The sequence below is a fragment of the Micromonospora endolithica genome (assembly GCF_003626595.1).
Classification (GTDB): Bacteria; Actinomycetota; Actinomycetes; order Mycobacteriales; family Micromonosporaceae; genus Micromonospora; species Micromonospora endolithica.
Window position 1 is genome coordinate 21,701 of sequence record NZ_RBAK01000018.1, and the last position, 17,518, is coordinate 39,218.

The window sequence follows — 17,518 nt, forward strand, 5'->3', positions numbered from 1 at the left end:
TCCGATGCGGCGGGCCGGGGCGGCCGGGCATGACTACGCTGACCGCATGGCCGACACCCCGCCCGGCGCGCCGCAGCCGCCGTCGCCGACCACCTCCGCTGCCCCGCCACCGGTCGGACCGGCCGCGCGGATGCCGGGCCGGCGGCTGGGCTGGCGGCGCTTTCTGGTGCTGGCCGGGGTGGTGCTGCTGATCGCGGCCTGTGCCGTGTTCATGGTCTTCCAACTGGGCGAGAGCCTGGGCGCCGAGGCGTTGCTGATCGGCCTGGTCGCGGCGATCCTCCCGGTTCCGGTACTGGTGGCCTGCTTCCTCTGGCTCGACCGGTACGAACCGGAGCCGCTCAAGTACCTGATCTTCTGCTTCGCCTGGGGCGCGTTCGTCTCCACCGCCGCGTCGTTGACCGTCAACAACAACGCCGCCAAGCTGTTCGAGGGCTGGGGGCTGCCCGCCGCGCTGACCGCGGTGCTGGTCGCACCGTTCATCGAGGAGCTGACCAAGGCGCTCGGGCCGATCCTGCTGCTGATCTTCCGGCGCCGGGAGATCTCCGGCATCACCGACGCGCTGGTCTACTGCGGCCTCTCGGCGATCGGCTTCGCCATGGTGGAGAACATCCTCTACCTGGGCGGCTACGGCTACGCCACCGGCGTCGAGCGGTACGGCCCGGCGACCGGGACCCAACAGGTGATCGCGATCTTCATCGTGCGGATCCTGCTCTTCGGGTTCGCCCACCCGCTCTTCACCTCGATGACCGGCGTCGGGCTGGGCATCGCCGCGCGTACCGCCGACCGCCGGGTGCGGGTGCTCGCCCCGGTGGCCGGCCTGCTGCTGGCGATGATGCTGCACGGCACGTGGAACCTGCTGCCGACGCTGACCCAGGCCACCGGCGAGACGTTGATCCTGCTGTACGGCTTCATCGGCGTGATGGTGCCGATCTTCTTCGGGATGGTGGGGCTGGCCGTCTGGCTGCGCGCGTGGGAGGGCCGGCTCACCGAGCGGATCCTGCCCGACTACGTACGGGCCGGTTGGCTCACCCCGCCCGAGGTGGCCGCGCTGAGCAGCCTCGGCCGACGGCACGCGGCGCGGGCGTGGGCGAAGCGGGTCGGCGGCGACGCCGGGCTGAAGGCGATGCGGGGATACCAGTTCGCGGCGACCCGGCTGGCGCTGCTGCGTGACGGGATGCGGCGCGGCCTGGACAACCGGCCCGCCGACCGGGAGCGGGCCGCCACCGAGGAGCGCGAGCTGCTCGAGGCGATCAGCGGCTACCGGGCCTACTTCGTCGGCCGGGACCCGCAGGCCCCGACCGGAACGTGGGACGGGCAGCGCTACCACCTGCGCTTCCCGGACGGCTCGCAGCGCAGCGTCGAGGCACCGGACGAGCCGGTGGTGCCGATCCCGGTGGTGCTCGCCCCGCCGCCCCCACCGGCCTTCCCGGCCGGCTACGGCCCCCCCGGCTGGTACGGCCCCCCTCCGTCCGCGCCCTGGCCGCCCGGCCGCTCCTGACCCGCACCGGCCGAGCGCGGTCCCGCACCCCGGCCGGTACTCAGGTCATCAGGCTGGTGAGAAAGTCGCCGAGCCCCTGTGCCATCGCCATCAGGGCCGCCCCGATCGCCTTGAACATCTCGGCGGCACCCTCCGGCCGGAAGGCCATGAAGTAGATCAGGAACGCGACGCTTCCCCAGATCAGCAGCTTCTTCACGAATACCGGCATCGTCCCTCCCCAGGCCGGTGGTGCGGTTGGCTTCCCGGCGGGGAGCGGTGCAAACGAGCTAGAGGTAGAGGCCGGTGGAGTCGTTCTCGATGCGTTCGGCGGCCACCGCGTGCACGTCACGCTCGCGCAGCAGCACGTAGCCCCGACCGTGCAACTCGACCTCGGAGCGGTCGTCCGGGTCGAAGAGCACCCGGTCGCCGGAGACGATGGAACGGACGTTCGGGCCGACTCCGACCGCGGTCGCCCAGGCGAGGCGCTTGCCCACGGCGGCGGTCGCCGGGATCACGATGCCGGCGGAGGAGCGCCGCTCACCCTCGCTGCCCTCCATCTGCACCAGCACCCGGTCGTGCAGCAGCCGGATGGGCAGGCTTTTCTCGTCGGCGGTCACGTCGCAGACGGTACCGTGCCGGTCCGGATCCGGTCTCCGGTGGTTGGGCGGTGGCCGGCCGGGGCAATGTGTGGCGGAACTCCCCTACGGTGGCGAGGTCGGACTATCGTGTCCGACTGACCCGTGGGCGGTCGGAGTTCTTCTGCCAGGAGGTGCGCTTGAGCCGCTTCGAGCGGGTACGCGGACGGCTCCGCCGTGCCTACGAGTCCGGCCGCGAGTCGGTCCGTGCCGGCCGTGCCGACCAGGCCGAGACGTCGGAGACACCCGCCGTGGCGTCGCCGGTGTCCCCCGGTCCGGTCGCGCCGCCCTCGGCGACCGTGATCGGCGCGGAACCGGCCGGCGAGGTGCACAACTCCACCTCCAGCAGGGACGACGCGGACGTACCGCACGCCCTGCGCATCTCCGCCGCCTGGTCGTGGCGGTTGATCGTGATCGGTGTGGTCGCCTGGGCGCTGCTGAAGGTCGTCGGGACGATCAGCATCGTGGTCATCCCGTTGGCGATCGCGCTGCTGCTCTCGGCGCTGCTCGCGCCGGCGGTGGGCTGGCTGCTCCGGGCCCGGCTGCCCCGGTCGCTGGCGACGGCGGTGGTGCTGGTCGGTGGGCTGGCCGGGGTCATCGCCACGTTGACCCTGGTGGTGAACGAGTTCATCCAGGGCGTGCCGGAGTTGAGCGAGAAGTCGTCCGAGGGCGTCCGGCAGATCCAGAACTGGCTCAAGACCGGCCCGCTGCACCTCAACGACAGCCAACTCGACCGTTACATCGAGGAGGCGGAGGCCTGGGTCAACAACAACACCGAGCGGTTCACCAGCGGGGCGCTCTCCACCGCGGCGACGCTGGCCGAGGTGTTGACCGGAGCGATCCTGGTGCTCTTCGCGACGTTCTTCTTCCTGCGTGACGGCAACAAGATCTGGCGGTTCGTGGTCCGGCTGCTGCCGGTCGCCGCCCGGTGGAAGGTCGACGACGCCGGTCGGGCCTCCTGGGCCACCCTCGGCGCCTACGTCCGGGCGACCGTGCTGGTGGCCTTCATCGACGCCGTCGGCATCGGCATCTTCCTGATCGTCTTCGACATCCCGTTCGCCTTCCCGCTCGCCGCCCTGGTCTTCCTCAGCTCCTTCATCCCGATCATCGGCGCGACCCTGTCCGGCGGTGTCGCGGTGCTGGTCGCGCTGGTGGACAGCGGTCCCGGTATCGCGTTGATCATCCTCGGTGCGGTGATCGGCGTGCAGCAGATCGAGGGCCATGTGCTCCAGCCGCTGATCATGGGCCGGGCGGTGGCCATCCACCCGCTCGCGGTGATCATCGGCATCGCGGCCGGCGTGGTGCTGGCCGGCATCACCGGCGCGCTGGTCGCCGTACCGCTGATCGCGGTGTTGAACACCGCCGTCCGCCGGCTGGCCGCGCGGACCGTACCGGACACCCCGCCGGACGCGGTCGTGGTCGCCGCCAAGGCGCCCTGAGAAGGCGCGCGGCGCTCAGGACGTGGCGAGGCGTTCCAGGGCGCCGCGGGCGACGTCGGGTCGGGTCGTGTACCAGAACGGGGGCAGTGAGCGGCGCAGGAAGGGCCCGTAGCCGCGCGCCGTCTCCAACCGCGAGTCGAGCACCGCCACCACGCCCCGGTCGCCGGTCGCCCGGATCAGCCGGCCCACGCCCTGGGCCAGCCGGACGGCGGCGATCGGCACGCTGACCGCGGCGAACCCCGAACCACCGCCGGCGTCCACCGCCGCGGCGCGGGCGGCGGCCAGCGGCTCGTCCGGCCGGGGGAACGGCAGCCGATCGATGACCACCAGTTGGCACGCGTCGCCGGGCACGTCCACGCCCTGCCACAGCGACATCACCCCGAACAGGCAACTCGCCCGGTCCTCGCGGAACCGCCGGACCAGCAACGGCAACGCCTCCTCGCCCTGCAACAGCACGGGCAGGTCGGTCCGCGCCCGGACCAGCTCCGCGGCCTGCTGCGCGGCCCGCCGGGAGGAGAACAGCCCGAGCGTACGCCCACCGAGCGCGCCGACCAGCGCCAGCAACTCCTCGCCCGCCGCGTCCGGCAACCCGGAGACGCTGGGCCGGGGCAGGTGCGCGGCGACGTAGAGGATGCCCTGCCGCGCGTAGTCGAACGGGGAGCCCACGTCGAGGGAGCGCCAGCCCGGCCCGGAGGTCGCGGGCACGCCCGGCGTCCCGATCGGGGTGTCGCCCCCGGCGCGCCGGCCTCGGGCGCCGGCGGCGGGACGCTCCGGTGCGGTGGACGCGGCGAGAGCGGCGGCGGCCGGGGACGGCGGGGTGGCCGTCGGCGCCTCCAGGCCGAGTGCCCGGGCCACCGTGTCGAACCGACCGCCCAGCGTCAGCGTCGCCGAGGTGGCGACCACGGTGCGTTCCTCGTAGAGGTGGGTGGCGAGGGTGCCGGCGACAGACAGCGGCGCGACGACCAGCGCGCGCCGGCCGGTGGTGTCGTTCTTCTCCACCCACGCCACGTCGTGGTCGGCCTCCTCCAGCAGTCGCTGGGCGGTGCCGGAGAGGTCGTCCAGGGCGGCCTTGGCCTGTTGCTTGCGGACCGGGTCGGGATCGTCGGCCTTGACGTCGCCGATCGCGTCCAGGGCCGCCCGGGTGGCCGCGTCCAGCAGCGTGCACGCCTCCCGTAGTGGACCCGGCAACCCGGAGGTGATCCGGCCCGCCGGCGCCTCGGCCAGCCCGACCGCGAGCGCGTCACCGGCCGCGGTGAGCGCGTCGGCGGTCTCCGGGCGCAGCAGCGGCCGGGCCCGCTTGGTGGACCGGTCGATCAGCTCCGGCACCAGCTCCGCCTGCGCGGCCGACGACACCCGGTCGGCCAGTTCGTGCGCCTCGTCGACGACGAGCAGCTTGTGCGGCGGCACGATCTGGCGGCCGGCGAGCATGTCCACGGCCAGCAGGCTGTGGTTGGTCACCACGATGTCCGCCTCCCGGGCGCGGACCCGCGACGCCTCGGCGAAGCACTCCGCCCCGAACGGGCAGCGGGCCGCCCCCACGCACTCCCGGGCCGGCATCGACACCAGCCGCCACGACTGGTCGTCCACGCCCGGGTCGAGCTCGTCGCGGTCACCGGTGTCGGTCTTCTCGGCCCAGTCGCGCAGCCGCTGGATCTGTTTGCCCAGCCGACCCGCCTCACCCAGCCACTTCGTGCCCCCGGCCGGACGGGACCCGGGAGCGTCGAAGAGGGTGTCCTCCGGCTCGTCCTCGGTCGAGTTGTCCAGGCGGGCCAGGCACAGGTAGTGGTGCCGGCCCTTGAGCACCGCGAACGTGGGCCGGCGACCGAGCAGCGGCTCCACCGCGTCGGCCAACCGGGGCAGATCGTGCTCGACCAGCTGGGACTGCAACGCCAGGGTGGCCGTGGACACCACCACCGGGCCGTCCACGGTGAGCGCCGGCGCCAGATAGGCCAGCGACTTGCCGGTGCCGGTGCCGGCCTGCACGAGCAGGTGCTCGCGGGCGGCGACGCACTCCTCGATCGCGGTGGCCATCTCCTGCTGGCCCGGGCGGGCCGCGCCGCCGGGCACCGCGCCGACCGCGGCGGCGAGCAGCTCCGGGCCGCCGGGCCGGTTGCCGCGCCGTCGCCCGGTGCGCGGCGAGGAGCTGGCGGGACCGGCGGCGGTGCGGGGCGGAGTCACCGTGCGACGGTACCCGTCGGCGCCGACACGGCTCGCCCGGCACGGCCCGCGACACCGTCACGGTCCGGCAACCGTACGGCCGCGCCCGGTCATCTCTCTGCGGCGCGTGCCGGGCCGGATCGGTTAGGGTGCGAATCATGCCGAGCGACGTGGTCCGCGTGGTCTACCGCAAGTACGACGGCGGCGCCCATCGCGACTACCCGGCCCGCCGGCTGGCCGAGGACGACCTCGGTGTCTGGCTCGGCGTCAACGCCGGCACCCGCTCGGTCTACCACGGCCGGCCCTCGGTCGAGCAGATCCCGTTCGTCCTGCTGGTGCCGCATCATGCGTGGTGGACCGGCATGTTCAACCCGCCACCGCGCACCAGCGAGGTCTACTGCGACATCGCCACCCCGGCCTGCTGGACGGACGACGAGACGGTCCACCTCGTCGACCTCGACCTGGACGTCGTCCGGCGCCGGGCCACCGGCCTGGTGGAACTGCGCGACGAGGACGAGTTCGCCGAACACCGGGTGCGCTTCGGTTACCCCGACGACGTGGTCGTCGAGGCCGAGGCCGCCGCCCGGTGGCTCCTCGGTGCCCTCGGTGACGGCACCGAGCCGTTCGCCACGTCGTACCGGAAATGGCTGGCCCTGGTGGGCTGAGCCGGCGGGGGCGGCGCGGCCCGTCACCAGCGCGGCGGCCAGGTGTCCGACGGCCCGAGCGGCGGCACGTCGCGCACCTTGTCCGGGTTGAGCTGATTGAAGATCCCGGTCACCCGGCCGTCGTGCACCGCCAGGGCGCTGACCAGCCGCAGCGGTCGGCCGTCGCGGAACTCCGTCTCCAGCAGCAGCCCCAGCACCCCGTCGACCAGCACCGGCCGGCCGCGCAGCCCGGGACCGTAGCGACCCGCCTGCCCGAACAGGCCCAGCGTGAAGCGGCCGACCTTGTCCGCGCCCACGATCGGGTGTCGGCCGGCCGGGAAGTGCCCGCCGCCGTCGCCCACCAGCACCACGTCCGGGGCGAGCAGCTTCAGCAGGTCGTCCAGCTCACCCGACTGGGTGGCGGCCACGAACGCCTGGACCACCCGGCGCTGCTCGGCCGGGCCGGCGGTGTGCCGGGGCGCCTGCGGCGCGTCGACGGCGCGGCGGGCCCGGGAGGCGAGCTGCCGGGCGGCGACGTCGGTGGTGCCCAGCACCTCGGCGATCCGGCCGAAGGGCACCGCGAACACGTCGTGCAGGACGAACGCGACCCGCTGCTCCGGACTCAACCGCTCCAGCACCACCAGCAGGGCGGTGCCGACCTGGTCGGCCCGGACCGCCCGCTCGGCCGGGTCGGGCGCGAAGCCGTCCGCCGGGTCCAGCGGCGTGACGAACGGCTCCGGCAGCCACTGACCCGGGTACGCCTCCCGGCGTACCCGCGCGGAGCGGAGCACGTCCAGGCAGATCCGGGAGCAGGTCGTGGTGAGCCACGCCGGGAGCTGGCGGATCCCGGCGCGGGTGGCCGGGTCGGCGAGCGCGCTCGCGTACCGCAGCCAGGTCTCCTGGACGGCGTCCTCGGCCTCGCTGCGGCTGCCCAGCATCCGGTATGCGACCGCGGTCAACCGCTGCCGCTCCGCCTCGAACTCCGCGACCAGATCACCCACCCGTTCACCCTCCCCCGTCCACCCATGATCCTGCCCATCCCCAGGACGAGCCGCCACCGGAGAATGTGACCCGCGCCGGCGGGGCAGGGGGACGGGACGCGGTCGGCGGGCGGTACTGGCGGGGGTGGGTGATGATCGCGGGATGAGTGTGGGTGGCGGAACGGACCTGGCGGACAGGCCGAACGGGAGCGAGGGGACCGGCGTGGTGGCGCCGGTCGGCGGGACGATGCGGGACCTGCTGCGGCTACCGGTCGGTGCACCGGTCGACCTGGCGGCGGTCCACCCGCGCGCCACGCCGGGGCTGCCCGAGCGGGCGGTCACCGGGGAGGACCGGAAGGCCTGGGCCCGCGCCCAGGTCGAGTTGCTCGGCGCGGACCTGGGTCGGCAGCAGGAGATGTTGTTCGCCGGGGCGAAGGCGCCGGGCGCCGGTACGAGGGCGAGCCGGACGGACGGCGACCCGGCCCGGCGGCGGGTGCTCCTGGTGCTCCAGGCGATGGACAGCGGGGGCAAGGACGGCACGATCAAGCGGGTGGCGGGTGCCATGAACCCGCTGGGCCTGCACATCCGCTCGTTCGGGCCGCCCACGGCGAAGGAACGGACCCACCACTTCCTGTGGCGGATCCGGCGGTCGCTGCCCCCGGCCGGGTACGTGGGGGTCTTCAACCGCTCGCACTACGAGGACGTGCTGGTGGCCCGGGTCGACGCGCTGGTGCCGGAGGCCACCTGGCAGGCCCGGTACGACGAGATCAACGCCTTCGAGCAGGAACTGGTCGACGACGGGGTGACCCTGGTCAAGGTGATGCTGCACATCTCGCACGCCGAGCAGGGCAAGCGCCTGCTGGAGCGCCTGGACGACCCGCGCAAGCACTGGAAGTACCAGCCGGGTGACGTCGACGCGCGCGCCCGCTGGGACGACTACCAGGCCGCGTACGCCGAGGCTCTCGGCCGGTGCGGCACGGACGTCGCGCCGTGGTTCCTGGTGCCGGCGGACCGCAAGTGGTACCGCGACTGGGCGGTGGCCCACCTGCTGAGAGAGACGTTCGACACGCTCGCTCTGGGGTATCCGGGCGCCACCTTCGACGTACGGCGGGAACGGGAGCGACTGTTGGGAACCGCGGGACCGGTGAAAGTTAACGGAAGGTGAACGCAGGGTAGATCGCAGTTGGCCAGAGGTGGGCCGCCGATTTTCCGGATCCGTCGTTTTCTAGCATTCCCTGGCGGGCGCCTCTCCGGGGCAGCCGCCACCCTTCCACCGACACGACGAGGTCCGTGCTGTGAAGTTTTCCTTCCGCCCGAACGAGGGCGCCTTCTACGAGCTCTTCACCAGGGCCGCGCACAACCTGGTGAAGGGCACCGCGCTGCTCAACGAGCTGGCGCTGCCCGGGGTCGAGGTGCAGTCGGTCAGCGAGCGGTTGACCGAGGTGGAGCACGACAGCGACCAGATCACCCACGAGCTGTACAAGAAGATCAACTCCACCTTCGTGACGCCGTTCGACCGGGAGGACATCTACCGGCTGGGCTCGCTGCTGGACGACGTGATGGACCACCTGGAGGCGGTCGGCAACCTGCTCTACCTGTACGGCCTCACCAAGCTGCCGTCGCTGCCCCGGGAGATGCACGAGCTGGTCAACGTGCTGGACCTGCAGGCGAAGCTGACCGCCGAGGCGATGCCCCGGCTGAAGTCGATGAAGGACCTCGAGGACTACTGGATCGAGTGCAACCGGCTGGAGAACGAGGGCGACCAGGCGTACCGGATGCTGCTGGTCCGTCTCTTCTCCGGCGAGTACGACGCGTTGACCGTGTTGAAGATGAAGGAGGTCGCCGACGAGTTGGAGGCCGCCTGCGACGCCTTCGAGCACGTGGCCAACACCGTCGAGACCATCGCGGTCAAGGAGTCCTGATCCTGTGAGTCCGGAACTCATCGCCGTGCTGGCGGTGATCGCGGTGGCCCTGGCGTTCGACTACACCAACGGCTTCCACGACGCCGCCAACGCGATCGCGACCAGCATCTCCACCCGGGCGCTGACACCCCGGGTGGCTCTCGCCATGGCGGCGGTCGGCAACTTCATCGGCGCGCACTTCGGTGCCGAGGTGGCCAAGACCGTCGGCAGCGGGCTGGTGTCCCTCCCCACCGGCCGGGCCAGTCTCGGCATCGTGTTCGCCGGGGTCATCGGCGCCATCGTCTGGAACCTGATCACCTGGTACTTCGGCCTGCCGTCGTCCTCGTCGCACGCCCTGATCGGCGGGCTGGTCGGCTCGACGCTGGCCGCCTCCGGCACGGTGCTCTGGACCGGCATCGGCGAGGACGTCATCATCCCGATGGTCCTCTCGCCGATGGTGGGCTTCGTCCTCGGTTACATCGTGATGATCGCCGTGCAGTGGATCTTCCGGAAGGGGCACCCGGGCAAGCTGAACCGGGGCTTCCGCTGGGCGCAGACCGCCTCGGCGGCGGCGATGTCGGTCGGCCACGGCATGCAGGACGCCGCCAAGACCATCGGTATCGTCGTGCTCGCGCTCTATGTCGGCGGCTACCAGGAGGACCCGGAGTTCATCCCGGAGTGGGCGTTCTGGACCTCCGCGGCCGTTCTCGCGGCGGGTACCTATGCCGGTGGCTGGCGGATCATCCGGACCCTGGGCCGCAAGATCATCGACCTTCGGCCGCCGGAGGGCTTCGCCGCCGAGACCGTGGCCAGCTCGGTGCTCTACTTCAACGCCCTGGTGCTCGGTGCCCCGATCTCCACCACCCACACGATCACCTCGGCGATCATGGGCGTCGGCGCCACCAAGCGGCTCTCCGCGGTGCGGTGGGGCGTCGCCGGCAACATCGTCGGCGCCTGGGTCCTGACCTTCCCGGCCGCCGGCTCCATCGGCGCCCTCATGTTCTTCCTGGTCCGCCCCCTGTTCAGCTGAGGTGTAAGGAAGGGCCCCTTGTTAACGCCTGGCGTTGTACAAGGGGCCCTTCCTAACACCCAAGCCGCACCCGGAGCGCGCGGACGGCGCACTCGGAGCGCGGCGCGGGCTCACGTGTAGTCGACGCCGATCTGGGCGCGGATGTCGTCCAGCAGCGCCATCACCTCCAGGGTCGCCGCGTGCGGCACCAGCGGGCTCTCCCGCAGGCCCGCGGCGAGACAGCGCTGGACCTCCTCGGCCTCGTACTGGTAGCCGTTGCCGACCAGCTCCGCGGTGTGGGTCTCCGGGTCCGCGCCGGCCCGGTGCAGGGTGAACGAACCGGGCCGGAAGAACGGCGTGGGCAGGTCGATCCGCCCGCCGGTGCCGGTGATCGAGGCGACCAGCGGGGTCGCCCCCACCATGCCGCAGCTCAGCGTGGCCACCGCACCCGAGTCGTACCCGAGGACGATCCCGGTGTTCTCGTCCACCAGCTCCGGGCTGATCTTCGCCCACGCGCGTACCTGGTCCGGCACGCCGAGCAGCAGGTGCGCCAGGCTCACCGGGTAGACACCGAGGTCCAGCAGCGCGCCGCCGCCCAGGGTGCGGGCCCGCATCCGGTGCTCCGGCGGGAACGGCCCGGCCACCCCGAAGTCCGCCTGCACGCCGGTCACCGCGCCGATCGCGCCGTCGGCGAGCAGCTCGCACATTCGCCGGATCAGCGGGTTCGTCCGCATCCACATGGCCTCCATCAGGAAGACCCCGGCGTCCCGCGCGGTGTCGACCAGCTCCCGGCTGGTCGACGAGTCCAGCGTGAAGGGCTTCTCCAGCAGCACCGCCCGTCCCGCGCGCAGGCAGGTCAGGGCCGCCGCGTGGTGCGCGGCGTGCGGGGTGGCGACGTACACGACGTCCAGGTCGGCGTCCGCGGCCAGTTCCGCCCAGGAGGCGTACGCACGCCGCGCCCCGTGCCGCTGCGCGAAGCGCTCCGCGCTCTCCGCCGTACGCGAGCCGACCGCGACCAGCTCCGCGTCCGGCACCAGCCGGAGGTCTTCGGCGAACTGCCCGGCGATGTGTCCGGTGGCGAGGATGCCCCATCTAGTCATGCCGGCAACGCTAGCGAAGATCGGCGTGGGAGCGCTTCCGGGGTGCGGAACCAGGCCGCGCACCGGGGCTGGCGCGTGGCCTAGGCTCCCGACATGACGATCGACCGCGACGGCTTCCCCGCCCCACCGGCGCTGGTGGAGCACGCCCGCCGGTTCCGCGCCGAGGGTGCCGTCCCGGCCGTGCCCCGGGTCGCGGCCACCGTGCTGCTGCTCCGTCCCGCCCCGACGGTCCCGGCCGCCCCGACGGTCCCGGCCGCCCCGACGGTCCCGGCCGCCCCGACGGTCCCGGCCGCCCCGACGGTCCCGGCCGCCCCGACGGTCCCGGCCGCCCCGACGGTCCCGGCCGCCCCGACGGTCCCGGCCGCCCCGGCCGACCCGGCCGCCCCGGCCGACCCGGCCGCCCCGGCGGCCCCGGCCGACCCGGCCGCCCCGGCGGCCCCGGCCGACCCGGCCGACCCGGCGGCCCCGGCCGACCCGGCCGATTCCAGGTCGGTCGCCGGGGTCGGCTTCGAGGTCTACCTGATCCGGCGGGTCGCCGCGATGGCGTTCGGCGGGATGTACGCCTTTCCGGGTGGCGGCGTGGATCCGTCGGACTCCCAGGCGCACCCGGGCTGGGCGGGACCGGGCCCCGAGGAGTGGGGCGCCCGGCTCGGTCTGACCGCCCAGGCCGCGCAGGCGGTGGTCTGTGCCGCCGCCCGGGAGGTGTTCGAGGAGGCCGGGGTGCTGCTCGCCGGCCCGGACGCCGGCACGGTGGTGGGCGACGTCAGCGGCGACGACTGGGAGGCGGCCCGGGTCGCCCTGGAACGGCACGAGGTGGGCTTCGCCGACCTGCTGGCCCAACGCGGGCTCACCCTCCGGTCGGATCTGCTGCTGCCGTGGAGCCGGTGGATCACGCCCGAGTTCGAGCCGCGCCGCTTCGACACGTACTTCTTCGTGGCCCTGCTGCCGGCGGGACAGCGGACCCGGGACGTCTCCCGGGAGGCCGACCGGGTGCTCTGGGCCCGGCCGGCCGACGCGCGTGACCGGGCGGCGGCGGGTGAGCTGACCATGCTTCCGCCCACCCTGGTCACCCTCGACGAGGTCGCCGCGTGCGGCGACCTGGCGGGAGTGGCCCGGGCCGCGCGGTCCCGCGACGCCGCCAGCCCGGTGACGCCTCGGCTGGAGTTCGCTCCCGAAGGCGGCGAACCGCGTTTCCTGCTGCGCTGAGGCGGCTACCGCTTCCGGGTGGCGGTGTCGCCTCGGCGTGAACCGATCAAGCGTTACCAAGTAGTGATACTTTGACGCCACCACGATGCGCCGCCGGTCCCGACGCGTCGTTCATCCAGCATTGGTCGAGCGACTTTCGGACGGGACAATGGGTCGACGGCACAAGCCGGGGGCAGCCGGCATGCTGCCACCACAAACGAACCTGGTGCACATCGCGGTGCCGGTGGAGTACGTGGGCCACATCGCCCGGCTCATCGAGGATCTCGACCGGGTCGCCCGGCCGCTGCCGCGGCCCAGCCAGCGCACCCGCGGCGCGGCGGTGACCGGCAGGGAGTGGCCGGTCCGGGAGCTTCGGCGGTTCGCCCAGGGGCGTTCGCGAACCCACCAGACGGTGGCCGCCATCCTCGACCTGCTCGCCGTCCGACCCGGTCAACGCCTGCCGGTCGGCGACATCGCCGCCGAGCTGGGCATGTCGGTGGAGAAGGTGATCGGGGCGCTCGGCGGTCTGACCCGGATCGTCAAGGCCTACCACGACTACCCCACCTATGGGCTTCCCTTGCAGCGGATCACCGATTCGGCCGGCGGACGGTCGGCGGTGGTGTCGTACGCCCTCTCCGCGGAGCAGGCGAGACGCTGGCGGATCGTGCGCGAGCAGGGGTGACCGGCCTCGCCGGCGGCGCGTCCCGGCGGCCCCGCCGCCCTGCTCACGCGCCAGGGCGCCGCCGAGAGCTGGGGCGGACACGGCTTGTTCACCCTTCGTTCACCATGCCCGGTCCAGTCGTTTAGGTACGCCTCGTAGCGTCCACCGCGATCGAGAAACTGACTCGCCAATCGGACCGAACGGCGGATCTCCCAGACCTCAGAGAGGTTTCATCACCGTGAATCGCAAGACCCTTCGGTTGGCCGCCCTGCCGGTCGCGGCCATGCTTGCTCTTGGTGTCGCCGCCTGCGGTGGCGACGACGACAGCGGTTCCGACACCGGCAACGGTGCGGCCGCCGAGGTCAGCGGTAACCTCGCTGGCGCTGGCTCCTCCGCGCAGGGCGCGGCCATGCAGGCCTGGATCGCCGGCTTCTCCGCGAAGGCGCCGGACGCCGAGGTGACCTACGACCCGACAGGTTCCGGCGCCGGCCGCAAGCAGTTCACCAGCGGCGGCACCCAGTTCGCCGGCTCGGACGCCTACCTGAAGCCCGAGGAGGTCACCGCGGCCACCTCGACCTGCGGCGGCGGCTACATCGAGTTCCCCGGTTACATCAGCCCGATCGCCGTGGCCTACAACCTGCCGGGGGTGGAGAAGCTGAACCTCTCCGCGTCGGTGCTGGCGAAGATCTTCGACGGCAAGATCACCAAGTGGAACGACCCGGCGATCGCCCAGCTGAACTCGGGCGCCACCCTGCCGGCCACCAACATCACCACCGTGCACCGCTCGGACGAGTCGGGCACCACGGAGAACTTCGTCGACTACCTCGCCAAGGCGGCCCCGCAGGACTGGCCGTACGAGGTCGACGGCAACTGGCCGGCCAAGGGCGGCGAGGGCGCCGGGCAGACCCAGGGCGTCGCCGCGGCACTGCGTGGTGGCGAGGGCACCATCGGCTACATCGACGCCTCCCAGGTCGGTGACCTGGGAGTGGCCGCGATCCAGGTCGGCGAGAAGTTCGTCGAGTACTCGCCGGAGGCGGCCGCGGCCGTCGTCGACGCGGCCGAGAAGGTCAGCGGTCGTGGCGAGTTCAGCTACGCGATCGACCTGCCCCGGGACACCAAGGCCGACGGCGTCTACCCGATCGTCCTGGTCTCCTACCAGCTCGCCTGCACCAGCTACGACAGCCAGCAGACCGCCGACCTGGTGAAGTCCTTCTTCTCCTACCTCGTCAGCGAGGAGGGTCAGCAGGCCGCCGCCAAGAACGCCGGTTCCGCGCCGATCTCCGACAAGCTGCGCGGTGAGGCCCAGAAGGCCATTGACGCCATCAAGGTCAAGGGCTGACGCCAACTGAATTGACGGGCCCGCGGGTCCGGTCGGTCGCTCCAGACCGGCCGGACCCTCCGGCCGTCCCACCCCTGACCGTCACTGGACAGCCTTGAGGAGGCGCAACGTGACAACACCCGCCACCGCCCGGAGCGGGGCACCGCTCCCCGGTGGGCAACCGGCGAGTGCCTGGACCGGGTCGCGCCGACGCACCGGCGACCGGATCTTCTCCGGCACCGCCACCGCGTCCGGTGTCCTGATCCTTGTCACCCTCGCGGCGGTCGCCGCGTTCCTGCTCTACGAGGGCTACCCGGCCCTCATCGCGGACGCGGAGGACCTGCCCGGCGACAAGAGCTTCTTCGCCTACGTCGCGCCTCTTCTCTACGGCACGGTGCTGGCGGCGGTGATCGCGCTGCTGGTCGCCTTCCCGCTGTCGATCGGGATCGCGCTGTTCATCTCGCACTTCGCGCCCCGAAAGATCGCCGCCTTCTTCGGTTACCTGGTCGACCTGCTGGCCGCCGTGCCGAGTGTCGTGTACGGGCTGTGGGGGATCTTCTTCCTGGCGCCGAACCTGGTCCCGGTGTACCAGTGGCTGGAGGACGTGCTCGGCTTCATCCCGTTCTTCGCCGGCCCGACCTCCGCGACCGGCCGCACCATGCTCACCGCCGGGCTGGTGCTCGCCGTGATGATCCTGCCGATCATGACGGCGGTGAACCGGGAGGTGTTCCTCCAGACGCCCCGGCTGCTGGAGGAGGCCTCGCTGGCGCTCGGCGCCACCCGCTGGGAGATGATCCGGCAGACGGTGCTGCCGTTCGGAAAGTCCGGCATCGTGAGCGGCGGGATGCTCGGCCTCGGCCGGGCGTTGGGTGAGACGCTGGCCGTCGCCCTGGTGCTCTCGCCGGCGGACGTCATCACCGGCAACCTGATCAGTTCGGTCAACAGCAACACGATCGCGGCCAACATCGCGCTCGACTTCCCGGAGTCCAGCGGCCTGGCGGTGAACGCCCTGATCGCCTCCGGCCTGGTGCTGTTCGCCCTCACCTTCCTGGTCAACTACGTGGCCCGTGCGGTCATCGCCCGTCGGCGCGAGTTCTCGGGAGCCAACGCATGACCTCGACGACCGTCACCCCGCCGGACCGCAAGCGGGTCCAGAACTCGCTGACCAGCGGCATGCTGCCCCGGTGGGTCCCGCCGGCGATCGTGGCCGGGATCCTCGCCGTCGGTCTGGCCGCCGGCCTGCTGTTCGACGTCAACCTGATGCTCGCCGCGGCCTTCGCGGTGGTCGGCGTCGGGCTCGTGCTGACCGTCGTCTCCCGTCAGGTGGAGGGTGCCCGCCGGGCCAAGGACCGGCTGGTCACCGTCGTGGTGACGAGCGCCTTCGTCCTCGCCCTGCTGCCGTTGGTCTCACTGTTGATCACCGTGGTGCAGAACGGGATCGAGCGATTCGACGGGGAGTTCCTCACCCAGACCATGCGGGGTGTGCTGGGCGAAGGCGGCGGTGCCTACCACGCGATCGTCGGCACCCTGTTGATCACCGCGGCGGCTGCCGTCATCTCGGTGCCCATCGGCATCATGTGCGCCGTCTACCTGGTCGAGTACGGCCGGGGCAGGCTGGCCCGCGCGGTCACCCTGCTGGTGGACGTCATGACCGGCATCCCGTCGATCGTGGCCGGTCTGTTCGCCTTCGCCATGTTCGCGATCTTCTTCGGGCCGAGTGTCCGGTTCGGTATCGGTGGCGCGGTGGCACTGTCGGTGCTGATGGTGCCGGTGGTGGTGCGCTCCTCCGAGGAGATGCTCAAGCTGGTGCCGAACGAACTGCGGGAGGCGTCGTACGCGCTGGGTGTCTCCAAGTCCCGCACCGTGGTGAAGGTGGTGCTGCGGACGGCGGCGGCGGGCATCGCCACCGGCGTCACCCTCGCGGTGGCCCGGGTGATCGGCGAGACCGCACCGTTGCTGATCATCGCGGGCAGCACCACCCGGCTCAACGCCGACCTCTTCGAGGGCCGGATGTCGTCGCTGCCCATCTTCACCTACTACTCGTACACCATCCCGGGCGTGCCGCCGGAGTTCGGCGTCGACCGGGCGTGGGCGGCGGCCCTCACGTTGTTCGTCATCGTGATGCTCCTGAACCTCGTCGCCCGCGCCATCTCCCGCTATTTCAGCCTGAACAGCCGCTGATCCAGGAAAGGACTCATCGTGGCCAAGCGCATTGACGTCTCCGATCTGGACATCTTCTACGGCTCGTTCAAGGCCGTGGAGTCTGTCAACATGTCGATCGAGCCGCAGTCGGTGACTGCCCTCATCGGCCCCTCCGGGTGCGGGAAGTCGACCTTTCTCCGCTCACTCAACCGGATGCACGAGGTCATCCCCGGTGCTTCCGTCGCCGGCAAGGTCGTGATGGACGGACAGGACCTGTACGGCTCGGATGTCGACCCGGTGGCCGTACGCCGCCACGTCGGCATGGTGTTCCAACGTCCGAACCCGTTCCCGACCATGTCGATCTACGACAACGTGGCGGCCGGGGTCAGGCTCAACTCCGGGCGGATGCGTAAGGCGACGCTCGACGAGTTGGTGGAGAGCTCGCTGCGGGGCGCCAACCTCTGGGAGGAGGTCAAGGACCGCCTCGGCCGGCCCGGTTCAAGCCTTTCCGGTGGTCAGCAGCAGCGCCTCTGCATCGCCCGCGCCATCGCCATCAAGCCGGAGGTGCTCCTGATGGACGAACCGTGCTCGGCCCTGGATCCGATCTCCACGCTCGCCATCGAGGACCTGATCTACCAGCTCAAGTCGGACTTCACGATCGTGATCGTGACACACAACATGCAGCAGGCCGCCCGGGTGAGTGACCGCACCGGCTTCTTCAACATCGAGGGCACCGGCAAGCCGGGCCGCCTCATCGAGATGGACGCCACCCAGCGGATCTTCAGCAACCCCTCGGTCAAGGCGACCGAGGACTACATCACCGGACGTTTCGGCTGATCCGGTTCGGCGGTGGTCGGGGTCGGGGGACCG

Annotated in this window: 16 protein-coding genes and 2 pseudogenes; 13 read left to right on the forward strand and 5 right to left on the reverse strand. The window is 72.0% G+C overall.

What is annotated here, in order from left to right:
• Window positions 1–4 precede the first annotated feature (4 nt).
• Window positions 5–1,498 (forward strand): PrsW family intramembrane metalloprotease, encoded by a 1,494-nt coding sequence (locus tag D7223_RS29410; protein WP_120732402.1) that lies wholly within the window; start codon window positions 5–7, stop codon window positions 1,496–1,498.
• A gap of 40 nt (window positions 1,499–1,538) precedes the next feature.
• On the opposite strand, the gene D7223_RS33125 is transcribed toward D7223_RS29410, so the two are convergent.
• Window positions 1,539–1,706, reverse strand: a complete 168-nt coding sequence (locus D7223_RS33125; protein WP_192902353.1) for a hypothetical protein — start codon at window positions 1,704–1,706, stop codon at window positions 1,539–1,541.
• Window positions 1,707–1,764: 58 nt separating this feature from the next.
• The gene (locus D7223_RS29415) at window positions 1,765–2,094 is read right to left on the reverse strand and encodes a GroES family chaperonin (RefSeq protein ID WP_120732404.1); all 330 of its coding nucleotides are present in this window, start codon (window positions 2,092–2,094) and stop codon (window positions 1,765–1,767) included.
• Between the two features lie 158 nt (window positions 2,095–2,252).
• Here D7223_RS29415 and D7223_RS29420 point away from each other — a divergent pair, with 158 nt between their 5' ends.
• Entirely contained in the window at window positions 2,253–3,551 is a 1,299-nt protein-coding gene (locus D7223_RS29420; protein WP_186832442.1) for an AI-2E family transporter, read from the forward strand.
• A gap of 15 nt (window positions 3,552–3,566) precedes the next feature.
• Here D7223_RS29420 and D7223_RS29425 read toward each other — a convergent pair whose 3' ends face one another.
• Window positions 3,567–5,729 carry an ATP-dependent DNA helicase gene (locus D7223_RS29425; protein WP_120732408.1) on the reverse strand — a complete coding sequence of 721 codons (2,163 nt, stop codon included), beginning with the start codon at window positions 5,727–5,729 and terminating at the stop codon, window positions 3,567–3,569.
• Between the two features lie 137 nt (window positions 5,730–5,866).
• Between D7223_RS29425 and D7223_RS29430 the strand changes: the two genes are divergently transcribed.
• Complete coding sequence (locus D7223_RS29430) at window positions 5,867–6,373, forward strand: DUF402 domain-containing protein (protein WP_120732410.1); 507 nt, start codon at window positions 5,867–5,869, stop codon at window positions 6,371–6,373.
• 23 nt (window positions 6,374–6,396) lie between these two features.
• Here D7223_RS29430 and sigJ read toward each other — a convergent pair whose 3' ends face one another.
• A complete protein-coding gene (sigJ, locus tag D7223_RS29435) occupies window positions 6,397–7,353 on the reverse strand; it encodes an RNA polymerase sigma factor SigJ (RefSeq protein ID WP_120732412.1) in 957 nt (318 codons plus the stop codon).
• Window positions 7,354–7,579: 226 nt separating this feature from the next.
• Here sigJ and D7223_RS29440 point away from each other — a divergent pair, with 226 nt between their 5' ends.
• From D7223_RS29440 to D7223_RS29450, 3 genes are all read left to right on the forward strand, one after another.
• Window positions 7,580–8,497 carry a PPK2 family polyphosphate kinase gene (locus D7223_RS29440; protein ID WP_186832443.1) on the forward strand — a complete coding sequence of 306 codons (918 nt, stop codon included), beginning with the start codon at window positions 7,580–7,582 and terminating at the stop codon, window positions 8,495–8,497.
• A 130-nt stretch (window positions 8,498–8,627) separates the two neighbouring features.
• Window positions 8,628–9,254: a DUF47 domain-containing protein gene (locus D7223_RS29445; protein WP_120732416.1), complete on the forward strand. Its 627-nt coding sequence runs from the start codon at window positions 8,628–8,630 to the stop codon at window positions 9,252–9,254.
• Between the two features lie 4 nt (window positions 9,255–9,258).
• Window positions 9,259–10,263: an inorganic phosphate transporter gene (locus tag D7223_RS29450; RefSeq protein WP_120732418.1), complete on the forward strand. Its 1,005-nt coding sequence runs from the start codon at window positions 9,259–9,261 to the stop codon at window positions 10,261–10,263.
• Between the two features lie 110 nt (window positions 10,264–10,373).
• Here D7223_RS29450 and D7223_RS29455 read toward each other — a convergent pair whose 3' ends face one another.
• Entirely contained in the window at window positions 10,374–11,342 is a 969-nt protein-coding gene (locus D7223_RS29455; RefSeq protein WP_120732420.1) for a Gfo/Idh/MocA family protein, read from the reverse strand.
• Between the two features lie 93 nt (window positions 11,343–11,435).
• Here D7223_RS29455 and D7223_RS34360 point away from each other — a divergent pair.
• From D7223_RS34360 to pstB, 7 genes and pseudogenes are all read left to right on the forward strand, one after another.
• Window positions 11,436–11,558 (forward strand): annotated as a pseudogene (locus tag D7223_RS34360) (NUDIX hydrolase); the annotation flags it as partial.
• Between the two features lie 288 nt (window positions 11,559–11,846).
• A pseudogene (locus tag D7223_RS29470) lies at window positions 11,847–12,548 on the forward strand (NUDIX hydrolase); the annotation flags it as partial.
• Between the two features lie 181 nt (window positions 12,549–12,729).
• Window positions 12,730–13,209 carry a hypothetical protein gene (locus D7223_RS29475; protein ID WP_147252671.1) on the forward strand — a complete coding sequence of 160 codons (480 nt, stop codon included), beginning with the start codon at window positions 12,730–12,732 and terminating at the stop codon, window positions 13,207–13,209.
• A 217-nt stretch (window positions 13,210–13,426) separates the two neighbouring features.
• A complete protein-coding gene (gene pstS, locus D7223_RS29480) occupies window positions 13,427–14,527 on the forward strand; it encodes a phosphate ABC transporter substrate-binding protein PstS (protein WP_120732425.1) in 1,101 nt (366 codons plus the stop codon).
• Between the two features lie 109 nt (window positions 14,528–14,636).
• Window positions 14,637–15,620: a phosphate ABC transporter permease subunit PstC gene (gene pstC / locus D7223_RS29485; protein WP_120732427.1), complete on the forward strand. Its 984-nt coding sequence runs from the start codon at window positions 14,637–14,639 to the stop codon at window positions 15,618–15,620.
• Complete coding sequence (gene pstA / locus D7223_RS29490) at window positions 15,617–16,687, forward strand: phosphate ABC transporter permease PstA (RefSeq protein WP_120732429.1); 1,071 nt, start codon at window positions 15,617–15,619, stop codon at window positions 16,685–16,687. Before pstC ends, pstA begins: the two co-directional genes overlap by 4 nt.
• Before the next feature lie 18 nt (window positions 16,688–16,705).
• Window positions 16,706–17,485, forward strand: a complete 780-nt coding sequence (gene pstB / locus D7223_RS29495) for a phosphate ABC transporter ATP-binding protein PstB (RefSeq protein ID WP_120732431.1) — start codon at window positions 16,706–16,708, stop codon at window positions 17,483–17,485.
• The last annotated feature ends 33 nt before the right edge of the window (window positions 17,486–17,518 follow it).